The following is a 16,066-nucleotide window of genomic DNA, read 5'->3' on the forward strand; positions in this document are numbered from 1 at the left end:
CTGGCCCCTAACCCCCGTCCGGCCCCAACTCCCCTTCCTCCGGCGCCGGTTCGTCGCGGACCGCCAGCCCGGCCACCCACATCGGCATCAGCCAGTGGGTGACGAGGACCGCGACGAGGACCGGGATGAGCAGATCCTTGGCCTCGACCTGACCGGTCAGGTCGCACGCGGCGGCTCCGACGACGGCGCACGCCAGGAGGTACGTGGTCAGGCGGTGCGCCCGTGCGCGCACCCGGTCCCGCTCGGCCAGTTGGCGTTCGTCGAGGACGTGGGTGCGCAGTTCGAGGAGGCCGCGGGTGGCGCCGTTGATCAGGCCGGTGGCCACGCACCAGGGCAGGATCAGGGCGAGCAGGACATAGGCGAGCCAGCTCACGTCGGTCACGTACAGGGCGATGCCCGTCGCCACGGATGCCGCCGTGAGCGACACGTGGACCGTGACGGCCGCGCGGCGGCGGGCGGCCGTCGCGTACAGCGGGGCCCCCTCGCGGTTGTTCATCAGGGCGAACATGCGCTCGTCGTAGCGGGTACGCCGGTCTCGCCCGGCCATGTCTGTGCTGGTCACTGCTTCCTCCCGTAGACCTCGTCCGTGAGCGAGCGGAACGGCCGCAGCGAGAACAGTGCCTCCACCGGCAGTTCGAAGAACTCGGCGATGCGCAGGGCGAGATCGAGGCTCGGGTTGTACTGCCCGCGCTCGATGTACCCGATGGTCTGGTAGTGCGCGCCGACCGCTTCGGCCAACACCTGCCGCGACACGGAGCGCTCCGCGCGCACCATGGCCAGTCTGTTGTGCACTTGCTCGCTCATGTATAAGAAGTACTACATCTGGGAGCAGGTTGACAACAGGCATGGAGGAATGTGGCCCCGGCCCGAAGCAGACCGAGGCCACACCGCAGTGCACCGCCGGGCCGGTCCGGGCCGGTCCCGTCCGGGGATCAGCTCGGCTGGTCGCCGATGTAGCGGTAGATCTCGTTGGCCTTGTTGACGTGCCATACGGTGCCGTCGGCACCGGCGCCGATGTCCGTGGCAGTGCCGGGGATCTTGATCCACGGGTTGGCGTCGTAGTTGGTGTACCGGTAGATGCCGCCGGCCGTATCGACACCCCAGACGTTGGTCCGGGAGCCCGCCGAGATGCGGACCAGGCTGCCGTTGATGCTCACCCACGGGTTCGAGCTGTTCTGGTCCCCGGTGTACCGGAAGATCTGGTTGCCCGCGTTGACGCCCCACACCGTGCCGTCCGCCGCGGCGCCGATGTCACTCAGCGCGCCCGGAATCTTGATCCACGGGTTGCCGTCGTAGTTGGTGTAGCGGTAGATGCTGTCCGCGGAGTCCACACCCCACACGTTGGTCCGGGAGCCGGCCGAGATGCGGACCAGGCTGCCGTTGATGTTCACCCACGGGTTCGAACTGTTCTGATCCCCTGCGTAACGGAAGATCTGGTGACCCCCGTTGACGCCCCACACCGTGCCGTCCGCCGCTGCGCCGATGTCACTGAGCGCGCCGGGGATGTTGATCCAGGGGTTGGCGTCGTAGTTGGTGTACCGGTAGATGCCGCTCGCGGAGTTCACCCCCCATACGGTCGTCCGGGACCCTGCCGAGATGGCAGTGAGACTGCCCGTGACCTTCACCCAATCCGCCATGCCGAACTCGCCTTCTTTCGTGCCGATGCTTGCCCCCGCATCTTTGGCAAACAGACGAGTCGGCTAAACAGGTTAATAGTTGTATCAATATGGGAAAGGTCTATATTTCGTCGTTTTGATCCCGATGGCCTGGGGAGTCCTGGGCAGTTGGGGGCGCGGGGTGGGAGCGGTTCGGCCGGAAACGCTGTCCCGCCGACGGCGGATCGACAGGAGACCGGGGCCGTGCTCAAGGCGGGAGACGACTCTCCGGCGGGGTGGCCACGGCGTAGTTCGCCAGGTGCGGCAACTCCGCCCGCACATCGGCGTAGACGGCGATCAGGTCACGACGGCTCATCCGGCACGTCGGCGTGTTCCTCGACGATCTGTCGACGCAGTGCTTCGGTCTCGGGGTCGTGTACGGCCCAGGAGTGGGCGCGGGAGTGATCCCAGTAGAGGGTGCACGCGTCCGCGTCGGAGCCGCCCAGGGTTTCGCACCAGGGCAATGACTCGAACCGTAAGGGTTGGCCCGTGGTCCAACGGGCCCACAGCGCGTGGGCCGGCTGGTGGTCCCAGTCCCATACGTGGTCGGCGTGTTCGCCGTCGTGTCCGAGCCCGAGTTCGCAGCGGACGCGCGGGGGTGTATACGCGAGTTCGCTGCCGAGGACCCGCCCTTGCCCGGCGAGAACGGCGAACAGCAGCCCGGCGGGCGGCACATGGGCGGTGGCTTCGCATTGACGCATAGCTGGTCCTAGTGTGATGCGCCAGAAAAGGCGGTCTTAAGTTTGCTGCTGGTTTTCGGTGCTGGGTGGGCTGATTTTGGTGAGGTAGTCGGCGAGGGATTTGAGGATCTCGTCGGCGGTCTTGGTCCAGGTGAACGGTCTGGGGTTCTCGTTCCAGGTGTCGATCCAGGCGGTGATGTCCTTCTCCAGGGCTTTGACGGAGGTGTGGACGCCGCGGCGGATGAGTTTGTCGGTCAGCAGGCCGAACCACCGCTCGACCTGGTTCATCCAGGAGGAGCCGGTCGGGGTGAAGTGGACGTGGAAGCGGGGGTGTTTGCCAAGCCACGTCCTGATCTCGGCGGTGTTGTGGGTGGCGTAGTTGTCGCAGACCAGGTGGACGTCGAGTCCGGTGGGCACTGCCTTGTCGATCCGGATCAGGAACTTCTTGAACTCGATGGCGCGGTGGCGGCGGTGCAGTTCCGATATGACGGTGCCGTCGGCGATGTTGAAGGCGGCGAACAGGCTGGTGATCCCGTGCCGGTAGTAGTCGTGGGTGCGGCGTTCGGGCATGCCCGGCATCATCGGCAGCACCGGCTGAGACCGATCCAGGGCCTGGATCTGGCTCTTTTCATCGACGCAGAGAACCACCGCCTTCTCCGGCGGATGGTGGTAGAGGCCGACGACGTCGACGACCTTGGCGACGAACTGCGGATCGGTGGACAGTTTGAAGGAGTCCTGCAGGTGGGGCTTGAGGTCGAACTTCTTCCAGATCCGCCCGACGGTCGATTTCGACAGCCCACTGTGCTTCGCCATCGAGGCACGCGACCAGTGCGTGTCCTTGCCCGGGACGGACTCCAGAGTCGCCACGAGTACGTCCTCGACCTGGTCGAGCAGGACCGAGGGCGGCCTGCCGGGGCGGGGCTCGTCCGTCAGCCCGTCCAGACGCAGGGTGATGAACCTGGAACGCCAGCGGTTCACCGTCGCGTGGGCGATGCCGAGTTCGGCCGCGACCTCCTTGTTCGTCCCGCCCTCCGCACACCGCAGCACGATCTTCGCGCGCAGGGCCAGGAACTGCGCGGTCTTCGCCCGCCGCGCCCAGCGCGTCAGCTCCGCCCGCTCAGCTGCGCTGAGCACCAGGTCCGGCTTGCGCCGGCCCGGACGCGGCTCATCCGCCAGACCCGCCAGCCGCCGGGCCACGAACCGCGAACGCCACTTGCGCACCGTCTCCACGGACACCCCACAGTCCGCCGCCACAGCGGTATTTGACGCCCCGTCCGCACAAGCCAGGACGATCCGCGCCCGCTCCGCCACACGGGCCGGCACCCCGCCACCCGCCCAGCGCAGCAACTCCGCACGCTCCTCAGCGGACAGCACGACTTCGACAGCGCGAGGGCCTCGATGCGACATAAAAACAGCCTACAGACTTAAGACCGCCTTTTCTGGCGCATCACACTAGTGAGGGAGAGGCCAGACGCAGAGGGTGTATGTGCAGTCCGCGTCCGGGAAGGTGGCGAAGAGGGAGTGGCCTGTCTTGATGTACGCGCGGGCGGCCCGATGCTCTTCCGGGTCCTCGGCCCATGTGCGTAACTCCGTGGGGCAATCAGGGATCGGCGCTGTTGCCTTGCGTATGGTCGGCAGCGCCCAGGGGGAGCGGGTGGGGTCCGGGTCGAGGCGGTCCGCGATACGTAGTGCCTGGCTCCGGAGCCAACGGAGTACGAGTACCGGCGAGATGGTGTGGAAGGTGCCGAGTACGTGGTGGGCGGTTTCGCCGGTGCCGTAGACCGGTCCCTCGGCGTGCACCTCGCAGCAGTAGCTCACGCGGGGCCCTCGCGCCACATCACCCAGGGGCGTTCGATGACTTCGGCGTAGCTGGTGTGCTCGGGGTGAGCACGGAGGTGGTCGAACGCCCAGGTCTGGGGTTCGGTCGGGTCGGTGCTCGTGGGCGACTTCGCGTCGCACTCGGTGTCGTCGGCGGCGGCGAGGGTCAGGCAACGGAAGGCGTACGTGAGCGGCGGGGCGTCTTCGTCCTTGTCGGGCCGTAACGTCCATCGGACGAAGCCGAGCGTGGTCACAGGTACTCACCCCGGCTTCGCGCGTTCGCACCGGCGGTCTCGGCGCGTAATCGCTGCTCGGGGGTTGCCGGTCGCGCGTCGGCGGGGTCAACGGTCCACTCCGTACCGCCAGTTACGGGGCGCAGGGACCACAGGTCTCCGGAGGTGCCGCAGAAGATCCCGACCACGTCCCTGTCGGCATCCACGATCACCGACCCGAGAGCGGGGAGCGCTCCCGCCGGAGCCCTGTACGCGGTCACGGCCCCCGGGACCACCGTGACCTCGTTGTCCTCGGTGGTGGTGTGCAGGCGCCCGGTCATGACCGTGTCCCAACGGCGATGGTGTCGGATCCGGCCAGCGCCACGATGGCACGGAGCACGATCCCGAGGCGACGGTCGTCCAGCAGCTCGACGGGCCAGAGCGGTACGGCACGCGGGAAGCGGATCGCGAGGATCAGCGCGAGGAACGCCTTGTCCGCCGACGTGAGACCCGGGGCCAGGGTGTACCGGTTCTCGAACTCCGGCCAGTCGCACGAGACCGCGCCGTCGTGCTCGGCGACCAGGAGGCGGTGGACGCAGTCGCGTGCCAGTAACTCGTCCTCCTCGATGAGCGCGGCGACGGCCGCCCGCTCGCAGGATGGCCGACCGTGTACCCACGCGGTGAGTCGGTCGGACAGGAGCGGCGGGTCGTCCGCAGGAGGTGCCGGTTCAGCGGGGCGCGACACACTGTCGTGCGGCGCACAGGAGCCGGAAGGCACCGCGCCCTCTCCCACTCGTGGGTCAATGCTCACACTGCGTCCCCTGCCTGGTTACGGTTCTGAGCGATCGGCAGGCTCACTCGGGCCGTTCGGTCGATCGCTCCCTGTAATCAGTGAACGGCTGCGGAACCAAGATCAGTTCGCACAGAACTTGCACAACGGCGCAGCCGAACAACGCAGTTCGGGACGGGCACTCCCGGGCATGGGAAGGTGAGGCGCATGGAGAGCACGAGCGCCGGCGAGAACATCGCCGTATTACGCAAGACGCGGGATATATCGCAGGCCCAGCTCGGCCGCGCGGCCGGACTCAGCGTGTCTTACGTCAGCAAAATCGAGACCGGGCTGCGGCCGGTCACTCCGGCAGTCGCCGCCGCGTGCGCGAAAGCCATGAACGTCACCACGGCCCGGATCTACGGCCAGCCCTATCGCGACCGGTCACAGACCGAGGTGGAGCGGCTCGATGCGCTGCGGACGGCGGTTCGTCGGCACACTCTCCCCAAAGAAGACGTGCCGGACCCCAAGACGTTGGCGGCCGACGTGAAGAGGGCCGCCCATCTGCGGGCGGAAGCGGAGTATCTGGAACTGCTCGATATTCTGCCGACTCTCCTCGGGCGGGCGACCGCGACGGCGTTCGCCGCCGGTGGTGATGCCGTTGCCTGGGGGCAGGTCGCCGACCTCTACGGCTGCGCCTACGCCGTAGCTCACCGGCTCGGGGAGCCTGACCTGGCCGACATGATCGTCTCGCGGCAGCAGTGGGCGGCTCACCAGACCTGGAACCCGGACGCGGAGGCCGCCGCATCGTGGAATGAAGCCGGTACCTACCAGTCCGCGGGCCACTACGACGACGGCCTCACCATCGTGGACCGGGCGATCGTCCAGTACGAGCGGGGTGGTGGCAGTGAGCCCTCTCACGCCGTGGTCCTCGGATCGCTCCATCTGCGCGGAGTGGTGCTCGCCTCCCGACACAAGGACGCAGCCGCCACCGAGGCCCACCTCACCAGGGCGCGTGATCTCGCGGCGAAGCTCCCTCAGAAGAAGGACACCCTTCTGCACAACCTGACCTTCGGGACGGGGAACACCGCGCTGTACGAACTCGCGGCGCATATCGAGCTGGAACGTCCCGACCAGGCGGTCAGCATGGCGACGCCTCTTCAGAAGAAGCCGCCGGCGGGGTTGAAGCCGAGCAGGATAGGGCGTCTCCACATCGATGTGGCGCGGGCTCGCCTCGCCATCGGCGACGTGGCCGGTGCGGAGGACTCGTTGAAGGCCGCTTTCAAGGTGGCGCCAGAAATGAGCGAGCTGCACCCCATGTGCCGAGAGGTCGTAAGAGTGCTCTTCGTCATGCACCAGCGAACCCGTCCCGAACTCATGGCGATGGCCCGACGAGTCGGCCTGACGGATTGACGGATTGACGGATTGACGACAGCAGAGACCAGACGCGGGGGCGGCACTGGTCCGCCAGGACTCGTACCCGCGCCGGGAATTGGACGCCGTGGCTCTCGCGATGGAGCCCTGTCAGGCTGAGCCGATCGGCCAGAACCTCGCCGAGGTGCTGGCACCCATCGGCAAGGGAGTGTGACGTGGCGGAGGCGCTGTCCAAGGAGCAGATCGAGGAGCGCATCAAGGACCTGCCCGGGTGGTCGACTGATGGCCGAAAGATCGAGCGGTCGTATCTGATCAAGCATGTTCCCGGTGCCGCGTTCGTCGTGCACATCGCGGCGATCCAGGACGACCTCGGGCACCACTCGGACACGACACTCAGCTACCGGGGCGTGCATGTCTCGATCAGCAGCAGCGACCTCGGCGGGTATGTCGCAGAGCACGACATCGAGCTGGCCCGGCGGATCGAGGCGGCGGCCGGCGGGCACGGCGTCCAGTAGCGCCAGAGTTCGCCCCCATCGATGAGCGCGGCGACCGCCGCTTGTTCACCGTCCGCGCCGCCGGAGGGCACGGGTGGATGAATCAGTGGAATCGCGCCTGGTCGTGCGGGTGAAAACGGTTCGACATGGTCCTCAGCCGCTCGCTCATGCCGGTCCGCTCGCCGTGGACGATCTTCCGTAGCGTGGCTCGCGCGATGGGGTGGTTGCGGACCAACTGCGGAGCAAGGCTCTCGGCGGTTTCCAGTTCCTCGAACGCCTTGCCCCGGTCTCCCTCCCACAGCCACGCCCGCGAGAGGTCCATGTGGTGGTGCCCTCTACGGGACTTGGGCAGCCCTGCGATGTGTTCCGGATCCGCGCGGCGGTTCAGCGTGAGCGCCTTTGTCTGGTTCCCGGCCTCCAGGGCGACGCTGATGCGGTGAATCTGTACGTTCCCGCTGGAGAACGTCAGCGAGTGCCGGTCGTACACCGGTGCTCCGCGAAGGGTGTCCAGGCGGTTGCCCGCAGCTTCGGCGTGCTCCAACCGTGCCTCCGCCTCGCCCGCGTTGCCGCCCCGTACGCAGGACACGGCCGCGCGGAGCTGCACCGTACCCCACACCCGAAGGGCGAGCGGGTCACCGTCGTCGTAGGCGCGCTGCACCGTGGTGAGAGCCTTGTCGGACAGGGCAACGGAGTCCTGCCAGTCGGCCGTCGCCCACATGTCCCAGACGCGCATCCAGTCGGCCACGGCGGGCATCAGCGGGTCGCCGGAGAGCTGCGCCGCCCAGGCCGCGCGTTCGCACGACATCGCGATCAGTTCGGGGTGGCCGAGAGAGTGGGCCGCCGTGTGGGCGAACTTGCAGCACACCGCGTAGACCGAGAACGCTTCCTCGCGCTCATGGCCGGTCGACCTCTCGGCAAGGGCGAGTGCCTCACGCAACAGGTCGGGCAGGCACTTGAGGATGGCGACGTTCGCCGCCGCGTCGCGTAGCCGGTGCAGGCGTTTCATGTCCTGCCAGATCTCGCCCGAGGTGCGTGGTTCACCGTCGAACACGGGCGTGAGGTCGTAGCGGCGCAGCTCACGGAGGATCGACGCGGCGGCCACCTGCCACTGGTTCTCGTGCACGTCGCCCGCGTAGGGCCGCTCCAGCAGTATGTTCGGATGGCAGTGGAGCGCGGCAGCGAGCATGTTGATGAGACCGGTCCGGTCGAGTTCGATCTTTCCGCTCTCGACCTTGGACACCCAGCCCTGGGTCTTGCGGACCGCCGCGGCCAAGTCGGCCTGAGCCATACCGAGACGTAGCCGCTGACGCTTGATACGGCTGCCCACCGCCTCCGGCCCCTCAACGTAGTACGGCATACCGGACCTCGTCCTGTCCCGTGGAATGAAGCCTCCACCGGAACGGTACCCGGGGCGCCAGACCACCGGGACGGTAACGGCCGCGCGCGCGACCCTGCCGGAGAGACGGTCGGAAGCCGACCACGGCTGCGCCGCCGACGCGGGGGCGATGGCCCGCCGAGTTGGTCTGACGGATTGACGGCACCAGAGATCGGGCCGGGGGTCGCCCCTCGTCCGCATTGAGCCTTGGCCACCCGACACCGCCGCCGGCGGGCGACACCAAGGGGTCAAAGGGATTCGTCGGGTCGGGCAAACGGCGTCAACCCGTACACACCTCTCACTCCCCCGGTCCCCCAAACCCGCCGCCGACCAGCGAGCCGTCCTGGAGAGTTCATCCATCGGTCACCGGAAAGCCACCCGATACCGCACGCGTTCGGGCACATTCGGCCTCCGATTCGGAGAACGGTGGAACAGCGGATGACGAACCCCCTGGCGGGATTGTTCAAGGCACGGCAGAAAGAGGCCGCCAGACGGGACCTGTTCACCCGGAGCATGCGACGCTGCGGGGAGTACCTCGCGGCGCAGGGCGACGCGTCCACCGCCCGGCAGGTCCGTGTCGCCCAGGCCATCGGGGTCCTCGCCACCTCCCTCGACGGGCCGTCCGCCGACCCGTTCGACGCCCTGCTCAAGGTGGGCGAACGGGCGCTGGAGGCCGGTGACGACCACGCGCTCGCGCTCGCCCTGGACATCGCCGAGGCGTCGACGCGACTGCGGCAGCGCTCCAAGGGCGCCTGGCGGCTGCACGCGCTGGCGCTGGACCGGCTTGGCCGCGACAGCGAGGCGCTCACCTCGTACGACCGTCATCTGGCGCTGCTCCAGAACACCGACCCGGCGCCCGAGATCGTCCGCCGGATCAGCACCCTGCGCCGCCGCCGGGCCTGTCTGGACGCGGCCGTCGCACTGTTTCCCGGCGCCGAAGCGCCCCGGCTCGACCGGCCGGCCGCCGCTCTCGCGCCGGAACTCGCCGCGTTCGTGCGGACCCAGATCGACCGGCACGGCACGGCCGACGCCAAGGTGCGGCGGCTGACCCAGCTCTACGGCGGCTACCGGCGGCTCACCGAGCGCGACGCGCTGCCGCTGTCCTCGGTCGGCCGGACCGCGCCGCTCGGCGTGACCGGGCTGCGCGGGCTGCTGGCCGGGCGGAGCGTGTGTGTGGTGGCCGACGGCGAGGCCCTGGCGCGCGGTGGCCCGGGGGCCGAGATCGACGCGTACGACGTGGTCGTCCACTGCGACGACTTCCGGATCGACGCGCCCGTAACCGGTACGCGCACCGACATACACGCCCTCTCGCTGCGCGGCGCGACCCCGTGGGAAGGCCCGGCATGGGGCCGGCGGGCGGACGTACGGCTGGTGTTCGGGGACCCGGCGGGGCCCTGGCGGCGGGCCGTACGGCAGCGGCTGGTGGCCGGCGCGCAGGACCATGTCGGGGACGCCTCGCTGCGCCGCCCGCTGACCGACCCGGCGCTGCTCGGCGAGAGCGGCTGGGACCCGTCGACGACCACCGCGTTCACCGTGCTGCGGCTGCTGGACTTCCTGGACGTGTCCTCGCGGCTGGATCTGATCGGCCCGGGGCTGCCCGGCCGGCTGCGGCCCGAGGAGGCCGAGTGGGTCCGGACCCGTGCCGTGCACGCCGACGACAGTGAGACAAGGATCGCCCTGCGATGACCCTGACCTCCGCGGACGACCGCAGAACCATCACCGGCAAGCGGCGGATCGCCTTCGCCGTCCACACGGACGAGGAGCGGCTGCCGGATCTGGCCACCCTCGTCCGGAGCCTGGTGCTGACCAACCCGGAGGTGTGCGAGGACATCGTCGTCCTGCACCCCGGACTGCCCGACAGCGCGTTCGACGCGCTGCGCCCGCTGCACCCGCGGCTGGTGACCCGCCGCGCGGACGGCCGGGGCGAGGTGTTCCGGCTGGCGGGCTACGACACCGTCATAGCCCTGGACCCGGCGATGGTCGTCCTCGGCGACCTGGGCGAACTGCTGCGGCTGCGGCACGGCGTGGGTGCCGTACGGCAGCCCGTGCGGTACGGCGAGCGCGAGGAGCGGCGGGTCCTGGCGGACGGGCTGCTCGTGGTGCAGCGCGCCGACGTGGACGAGGCGCTCGCGGACCGGCTCGCGGGCACCGCCGACCTGGACGCGGAACTGCGGGACGTGCTGGTGCCGGTCGACGCCCGCCATGACTTCCTCACCCGGCGGCTGTACGACGACACCGAGGTGCCCGCCCAGGTCGCGGTACTGCGCTTCACCGAGCCGGTGGACACGCCCGGATACGGTCCGGCGGCCGAGGCGCGGCGCCGGTTCGAGCTGGGCGACGAGGAGTTCCGGGCCGCCTATCGCGCGCTGCCCGGCGGCAAGCACCCCGAACTGCTCGCCCACTTCGCACCGGTGCTGCTGGCCGAGCGTCCCTCGCTGGACCTGGCCCGTACGGTCGCCGACGTCTACCGGCAGCAGGGCCGCTACGACGAGGCCGTGCGGGTGCTCGCGCCGGTCCTTGGCGACCGGCTGGACGCGCCGCGCTGCCACGAGACGCTCGGGCTGTGCCTGATGGCGCTGTCGCGGTACGAGGAGGCCGAGACACATCTGCTGCTGTCGGCGTCCGCGCCGGACGCCGCGCCCCGCGCCTTCGCCCAGCTCGCCCGGCTGGCCTGGCTGCTGGGCCGCGAGGAGGACGCGCACGTCTACGCCCGGGAGGGTCTGGAGGCCGATCCGGCGGACGCGGGCTGCCATGCCTGGTTCGTACGGACCCGGCCGGAGCGGGCGACGACGGCGACGACAGCGACAGCGACAGCGACGACGGCGGCTGAACGGCCGGTGGCCTCGGCGGAGTCCGTGCTCGCGGAGGCGAAGCCCGTCGTACCGGCCCCCGTCGTACCGGCCCCCGCCGCCGAGCAGTTCGCGCATGTGGCGCTGTTCGCCGACGGGAACGAGAACGCGGGCGACAAGGTGCTGCCCGAGGCCGTGCGGATGTGTTTCGACGCGGACACCGGGCCGTACCGCTGGTATCAGCAGCCGGTGCACCGGCTGGTGGACGAGGCCGCGGTGGAGCGGCTCAACGCCCGGCGCGGGGTCATCGTGGGCGGCGGCGGGCTGTTCCTGCCGGACACCTCGCCGAACGGCAACAGCCACTGGCAGTGGAACGTCCCGGACGACCTGCTGGCCCGGATCACCGTGCCGCTGGCGGTGTTCGCCGTCGGCTACAACGTGTTCGACGGGCAGCTCTACCGGCGGACCCGGTTCGCCGAGAGCCTGCGCGTGCTGGTGGAGCGGTCGGCGTTCTTCGGGCTGCGCAACCACGGTTCGATCGAGCGGGTGCGTGAGCTGCTCCCGGCCGAGCTGCGCGACCGGGTGCGCTACCAGCCCTGTCCGACGACCGTGGCCCGGCACCTCATCGACGGCTGGACCGATCCGGCCGAGCGCACCGACAGTGTGCTGGTCAACGCCGCCTACGACCGCTCGGGGCTGCGTTTCGGCCATGACTACGGACATTTCCTCGCCGAGATGGCGTCCGCGCTGCGCACCCTGCGGGAACGGGTGGACGTACGGTACGCGGCCCATATGCCGGCCGACGAGAAGTTCGTGCACGATCTGCGGCGGGAGCACGGCCTGACGCTGCCCGTGGACCGGCTGTACGAGATGTCGAACGACGAGATCCGTGCCCTGTACCGCTCCACCCGGCTGGTGATGGGGATGCGCGGGCACGCGGGGATGATCCCGTTCGGCTGCGGGACGCCGATCCTGAGTCTGGTGTCGCATCCCAAGCTGGCCTATTTCCTGTCGGACATCGGCCGCCGGGAATGGGGGATCTCGGTGCACGACCGGGAGCTGGGGGCGCGGCTGGCGGAACGGGCGACGGCGATCCTCGACGACCATCCGGCTGCCGTGGCCGATGTGCACACCGCGCAGGAATTCCTCTGGAAGACCACTCGATCGAACATCGAAGAGCTGAGTGAAACCTTCACCAGGGGCTGAGCACCAAGAATTCATCTCGGTCACGAATGGACTTCACTCTTCCGCGTCCTCATCGCCACCGTTGACCTCGGGAGCCTCGATAATCTGTTCGTTCCCCTCGGCAACGTTTACCCGCGAAAGGCCGTCCACGTGCCCAAACTCTCCGTCGTAGTCCCCATGCACAATGTGGGGGCCTTCGCCGAGAGCACTCTGCGGAGTCTCGCCAAGAACGCGGACCCCGACTTCGAGTTCCTGCTCGTCGACGACTGCTCCAAGGACTCCACCCCGTGGGTGATCGACCGGTGGGCGGACAAACTGCCCCACACCACGGTGGTCCGGCACGAGCGGAACATGGGCATAGCGCAGGCGCGCAACAGCGGCATCGACGCGGCGAACGGCGACTACCTGACCTTCCTCGACGGCGACGACTGGTACGGCCCCGGCCACCTTTCCGAACTGGTGTACGCCATCGAGGAGTTGGGCTGCGACTTCGCCCGCACCGACCATGTCCAGGCCACCGGCACCGAGCGCGTGGTCCGGCGCGCCCCGGCCAAGGTGCGCAACCGGGTCATGGACCCGCGCGACGGCATCATGCCCGCGCACACCGAGACCATGGTCGACTATCCGTTCGTCTGGGCCGGGATCTACTCCCGCCATCTCTTCGACGACGGCGGTATGCGCTTCGCCACCGAACTGCGCACCGCCGAGGACCGGCTGTGGATCTGGCGGCTGCATCTCAAGGCGGAGAGCTACGCCTCGCTCGGCCTGAACGGGATCTTCTACCGCCGGGGCGTCGCCACCTCGCTCACGCAGGTCAAGGACGACCGCCAGCTCGACTTCATCCCGGCCTACGACGCCCTGATCCAGGACGTGCTCCAGGACCGGGAAGCCGATCGCTTCCTGCTCAAGGTCGTGCGTACCTACTGCGCGATGATCGCCTTCCACATCGGCAAGGTCGACGCGTACGAACCGGCCGCGGCCAAGCGGCTGCGCCGCGACGCCCGCGCGGCCCTGCACCGGATGCCGGAGCAGGCCCTGGAGGAGACCCTCCGCACCATCGACAACACCCGGGGCAAGCTGCTCAGCCGGCTGCGCGACGGGCGGAAGGCTGCCTGAGCCATGCGCGACACCACCCAGATCTTCCAGGTCTCCACCCTGTACGGGGCCGCCACCCTCGCCGCCGCGCTGGACGCGGGACAGTTCGGCCCGCGCGGCTCGGCCCGGCGCGTCCTGCTGGTCTCCAACAACGCCGGCACCCCCGAGACCGCGCTGCGCCTGGACGAGATGCGCGGCTACACCCGGATAGCGAGCCGCTTCGACGACGTCATCAGCTGGAACGACGCGATACGCCCCTACCACCCGAGCACCTGGGGCCCGCGCGGCAGCGACGTCGGACTGTGGCAGAAGGCGTTCCGGCTCGCCTGGGACATCGACGAGCACGAGCTGATCGAGCTGGCCGTCGAGTCGATCCAGGTCAACCCCGGCCGTGCGCTGGCCGCGATCTTCTCCGAGGCGTCCGTCCATGTGTACGCCGACGGTCTGATGAGCTACGGCCCCACCCGGGACCGGCTGCCGCTGACCCTCTCCAGCCGTATCCAGCGGCTGCTGCACCTCGATCTGATACCCGGCCTCACCCCGCTGCTGCTCTCCGAGTACGGGGTCGCGCCCGAGATCGTCCCCGACGCCGCCTTCCGCGCCGTACTGGACGAGATATCCCAGGACACCGCCGAGGACCCGCAGCTCGCACCGGTGCTCCAGGAGGCGCCGACGGCCGTACTGCTCGGCCAGTACCTCGCGGCGATCAACATCCTGAGCGTGGACGAGGAGGAGGACCTCCATCTGCGGATGCTCGCCGGCGCCGCGGCGGCCGGACACAAGTCGGTGGTCTTCAAACCGCACCCCACCGCCCCCGCCAGCTACTCGCAGGCGCTGACCAAGGCGGCGGCCGAGGCGGGCGTCCGGCTCACCGTGCTGGACGCGCCCCTGCTCGCCGAGACGCTGTACCACCACGCACGGCCCGAACTTGTCGTCGGCTGCTTCTCCACCGCCATGGTGACCGCGTCCCACTACTACGGCACACCGGTCGGCCGGGTGGGCACCGCACTGGTCATGGGGCGGCTCAAGCCCTACCCCAACAGCAACCGGGTGCCGCTCGCGATCGTCGACCACCTGGTGGCGGACCTGGAGCGCGACGCCGACCCGGCAACCGTCGGCGCCGCCCCCGCCTCGCTCTCCCCGCTGGTACGGGCCATGGGCTTCTGCATGCAGCCCACCGCCTACGCCGAGTTGCGTGAAACGACGGCCGACTGGCTGCGGGCACAGCTCGGCTCCCTGCCTGCCGGCTACTTCCCCGACGCGCGCCTGGCCGAGCTGGGTCTGCCCAGCAGCGCGCAGGCACGGGCCAAGCTCCAGGTGCGCCGGGCCAAGCGCGTGGTGCGCCGCGCGGTACGCCGGGCCGGCAACGGCTGACCGCCCGCACCTCCCTCCCTCATGACTCCCTGACCGTTTCCTCTGAAAGGCGCGCGGTGCAGAACGAGACAGCGGTACACCTGCCACAGCAGCGCACCACCCCTTCCCCCGGTTCCGCGGAGTCCGGTTCCACGGAGTCCGCTCCCCGGCGCGAACACCGCTTCGACGTCGATCTGATGCGGCTGGTCTGCTCCGCGATCATCATGCTCGGACATGTCGGCGCGCAGTTCATCAAGTCCACCGGCGACAACCCGGACAACGGCGCCGGTTCGTACTGGGCGGGCCATGTGGCCGAGGCGATCAACCCGTTCGCCGTGCCGATGTACTTCGCCATCGCCGGATGGGCCGTCCTGGTCGGCGCTCCGCCGAAGGACGGGGCGCGGATGTGGCAGCGGGTGGTGCGCAACACCGTGCCCCTGTTCGCGTGGACGGCGATCTACCTGACCTGGGCGTTTCTGCGGGACCGCAACGACCGGCCGATGACCGAGCTGGCGGTGGACTCCCTCTTCGGGTCGGTGCGGCCGGCGTACCACCTGTGGTTCATGTACAACTACATCCCGATCATCGTGCTGCTGGCGTTCGCCATCCTGGTCAAGGCCGGGCAGCGGCCCTGGCGGCTGGGCATCGCACTGATCACCATCGCGGTACTGCCCTCGGTGATGACCACGATCACCGAGGTCACCGAGTGGGAAACCCCCACCGTGGCCTGGGGCTTCGGCACCTATTCGGTGGTGTACGCGGTCGGCGGCGCCCTGCTGTTCGCGCTGCCCGCCGGGTTCGTGCGGTGGCGCTGGCCGCTCCTTGTGCTGTTCCCGCTCACGGCGGTCGCCTGCCTCTGGTACAACACGCAGGTCCACTATGTGATCCCCAACGCGCATCTGTTCGTCGCCGTGATGGCGGTGTGCGTCCTGCTGCTGATCAGCCGGATCCGGATCCCGGAGAAGCGCCGCCCGCTGCTCCAGAAGCTGGCCGGGGCCGCGCTGGGCGCCTATCTGGTGCATGTGCTGTTCGTCGAGGAGATCGTCGGCCGGCTGGTGTCGCCGGACCTGAGCGCGGTGGCGGCCGGGTCGCTGCTGGTGGCGCTGGTGGCGCTGGTGATGGCCCTGTCCTTCGCGACCAGCCTGCTGTGGGGGAAGCTGAAGCTGCGGCGCTGGCTGGGCTGACAAGAGCCGGGGCGGGCGGGGCGGGTGGGCGAGTGGCCCCGCCCCCCCCGCCGTTAGGCGTGGAGCGAATCGGGGGCGGCCAC

At 69.4% G+C, this 16,066-nt stretch carries 17 protein-coding genes; 7 read left to right on the plus strand and 10 right to left on the minus strand.

Annotated features, from left to right (window positions below; genetic code table 11):
• Positions 1-7: 7 nt before the first annotated feature.
• The 9 genes from ACFVT5_RS11075 to ACFVT5_RS11115 form a co-directional block, all read right to left on the minus strand.
• The gene (locus ACFVT5_RS11075) at positions 8-562 is read right to left on the minus strand and encodes a hypothetical protein (protein ID WP_389884303.1); all 555 of its coding nucleotides are present in this window, start codon (positions 560-562) and stop codon (positions 8-10) included.
• Complete coding sequence (locus tag ACFVT5_RS11080) at positions 559-804, minus strand: helix-turn-helix transcriptional regulator (RefSeq protein WP_389884306.1); 246 nt, start codon at positions 802-804, stop codon at positions 559-561. The genes ACFVT5_RS11075 and ACFVT5_RS11080 overlap by 4 nt, the downstream gene beginning before the upstream one ends.
• A 128-nt stretch (positions 805-932) precedes the next feature.
• Positions 933-1,637 (minus strand): tectonin domain-containing protein, encoded by a 705-nt coding sequence (locus ACFVT5_RS11085; RefSeq protein ID WP_389884309.1) that lies wholly within the window; start codon positions 1,635-1,637, stop codon positions 933-935.
• Positions 1,638-1,957: 320 nt separating this feature from the next.
• Positions 1,958-2,356: a hypothetical protein gene (locus ACFVT5_RS11090; protein ID WP_389884312.1), complete on the minus strand. Its 399-nt coding sequence runs from the start codon at positions 2,354-2,356 to the stop codon at positions 1,958-1,960.
• A 36-nt stretch (positions 2,357-2,392) separates the two neighbouring features.
• Positions 2,393-3,742, minus strand: coding sequence for an IS630 family transposase (locus tag ACFVT5_RS11095; RefSeq protein WP_389884315.1), 1,350 nt, complete (start codon positions 3,740-3,742; stop codon positions 2,393-2,395).
• A 45-nt stretch (positions 3,743-3,787) separates the two neighbouring features.
• Positions 3,788-4,153 (minus strand): hypothetical protein, encoded by a 366-nt coding sequence (locus tag ACFVT5_RS11100; RefSeq protein ID WP_389884318.1) that lies wholly within the window; start codon positions 4,151-4,153, stop codon positions 3,788-3,790.
• Positions 4,150-4,407, minus strand: coding sequence for a hypothetical protein (locus ACFVT5_RS11105; protein ID WP_389884321.1), 258 nt, complete (start codon positions 4,405-4,407; stop codon positions 4,150-4,152). The genes ACFVT5_RS11100 and ACFVT5_RS11105 overlap by 4 nt, the downstream gene beginning before the upstream one ends.
• Positions 4,404-4,706, minus strand: a complete 303-nt coding sequence (locus ACFVT5_RS11110; RefSeq protein WP_389884324.1) for a hypothetical protein — start codon at positions 4,704-4,706, stop codon at positions 4,404-4,406. The genes ACFVT5_RS11105 and ACFVT5_RS11110 overlap by 4 nt, the downstream gene beginning before the upstream one ends.
• Positions 4,703-5,143: a hypothetical protein gene (locus tag ACFVT5_RS11115; protein WP_389884327.1), complete on the minus strand. Its 441-nt coding sequence runs from the start codon at positions 5,141-5,143 to the stop codon at positions 4,703-4,705. The genes ACFVT5_RS11110 and ACFVT5_RS11115 overlap by 4 nt, the downstream gene beginning before the upstream one ends.
• Before the next feature lie 219 nt (positions 5,144-5,362).
• On the opposite strand from ACFVT5_RS11115, the gene ACFVT5_RS11120 reads away from it, so the two are divergent.
• Positions 5,363-6,547 carry a helix-turn-helix domain-containing protein gene (locus ACFVT5_RS11120; protein ID WP_389884330.1) on the plus strand — a complete coding sequence of 395 codons (1,185 nt, stop codon included), beginning with the start codon at positions 5,363-5,365 and terminating at the stop codon, positions 6,545-6,547.
• A 176-nt stretch (positions 6,548-6,723) separates the two neighbouring features.
• Positions 6,724-7,023, plus strand: a complete 300-nt coding sequence (locus ACFVT5_RS11125) for a 4a-hydroxytetrahydrobiopterin dehydratase (RefSeq protein ID WP_389884333.1) — start codon at positions 6,724-6,726, stop codon at positions 7,021-7,023.
• Positions 7,024-7,105: 82 nt separating this feature from the next.
• Here ACFVT5_RS11125 and ACFVT5_RS11130 read toward each other — a convergent pair whose 3' ends face one another.
• A complete protein-coding gene (locus ACFVT5_RS11130; RefSeq protein WP_389884337.1) occupies positions 7,106-8,359 on the minus strand; it encodes a helix-turn-helix domain-containing protein in 1,254 nt (417 codons plus the stop codon).
• A 456-nt stretch (positions 8,360-8,815) separates the two neighbouring features.
• Here ACFVT5_RS11130 and ACFVT5_RS11135 point away from each other — a divergent pair, with 456 nt between their 5' ends.
• From ACFVT5_RS11135 to ACFVT5_RS11155, 5 genes are all read left to right on the plus strand, one after another.
• A complete protein-coding gene (locus ACFVT5_RS11135) occupies positions 8,816-10,063 on the plus strand; it encodes a hypothetical protein (protein WP_389884339.1) in 1,248 nt (415 codons plus the stop codon).
• Positions 10,060-12,372: a polysaccharide pyruvyl transferase family protein gene (locus ACFVT5_RS11140; RefSeq protein WP_389884342.1), complete on the plus strand. Its 2,313-nt coding sequence runs from the start codon at positions 10,060-10,062 to the stop codon at positions 12,370-12,372. Before ACFVT5_RS11135 ends, ACFVT5_RS11140 begins: the two co-directional genes overlap by 4 nt.
• Before the next feature lie 129 nt (positions 12,373-12,501).
• Positions 12,502-13,467 carry a glycosyltransferase family 2 protein gene (locus tag ACFVT5_RS11145; RefSeq protein WP_389884345.1) on the plus strand — a complete coding sequence of 322 codons (966 nt, stop codon included), beginning with the start codon at positions 12,502-12,504 and terminating at the stop codon, positions 13,465-13,467.
• A gap of 3 nt (positions 13,468-13,470) precedes the next feature.
• Positions 13,471-14,820, plus strand: coding sequence for a polysialyltransferase family glycosyltransferase (locus tag ACFVT5_RS11150; protein WP_389884348.1), 1,350 nt, complete (start codon positions 13,471-13,473; stop codon positions 14,818-14,820).
• Between the two features lie 56 nt (positions 14,821-14,876).
• Positions 14,877-15,983 (plus strand): acyltransferase, encoded by a 1,107-nt coding sequence (locus ACFVT5_RS11155; protein ID WP_389884351.1) that lies wholly within the window; start codon positions 14,877-14,879, stop codon positions 15,981-15,983.
• Positions 15,984-16,066: the final 83 nt, after the last annotated feature.

Origin of the sequence: Streptomyces sp. NPDC058001 (assembly GCF_042886315.1) — a bacterium.
GTDB lineage: Bacteria > Actinomycetota > Actinomycetes > Streptomycetales > Streptomycetaceae > Streptomyces.

What these genes read in the sequence shown, in the direction of transcription:
- ACFVT5_RS11140 (WP_389884342.1), top strand. Translation starts at nt 10,060, where the DNA reads ATGACCCTGACCTCCGCGGACGACCGCAGAACCATCACCGGCAAGCGG.
- ACFVT5_RS11095 (WP_389884315.1), bottom strand. Translation starts at nt 3,742, where the DNA reads ATGTCGCATCGAGGCCCTCGCGCTGTCGAAGTCGTGCTGTCCGCTGAG.
- ACFVT5_RS11135 (WP_389884339.1), top strand. Translation starts at nt 8,816, where the DNA reads ATGACGAACCCCCTGGCGGGATTGTTCAAGGCACGGCAGAAAGAGGCC.
- ACFVT5_RS11080 (WP_389884306.1), bottom strand. Translation starts at nt 804, where the DNA reads ATGAGCGAGCAAGTGCACAACAGACTGGCCATGGTGCGCGCGGAGCGC.
- ACFVT5_RS11110 (WP_389884324.1), bottom strand. Translation starts at nt 4,706, where the DNA reads ATGACCGGGCGCCTGCACACCACCACCGAGGACAACGAGGTCACGGTG.
- ACFVT5_RS11090 (WP_389884312.1), bottom strand. Translation starts at nt 2,356, where the DNA reads ATGCGTCAATGCGAAGCCACCGCCCATGTGCCGCCCGCCGGGCTGCTG.
- ACFVT5_RS11130 (WP_389884337.1), bottom strand. Translation starts at nt 8,359, where the DNA reads ATGCCGTACTACGTTGAGGGGCCGGAGGCGGTGGGCAGCCGTATCAAG.
- ACFVT5_RS11120 (WP_389884330.1), top strand. Translation starts at nt 5,363, where the DNA reads ATGGAGAGCACGAGCGCCGGCGAGAACATCGCCGTATTACGCAAGACG.
- ACFVT5_RS11150 (WP_389884348.1), top strand. Translation starts at nt 13,471, where the DNA reads ATGCGCGACACCACCCAGATCTTCCAGGTCTCCACCCTGTACGGGGCC.
- ACFVT5_RS11085 (WP_389884309.1), bottom strand. Translation starts at nt 1,637, where the DNA reads ATGGCGGATTGGGTGAAGGTCACGGGCAGTCTCACTGCCATCTCGGCA.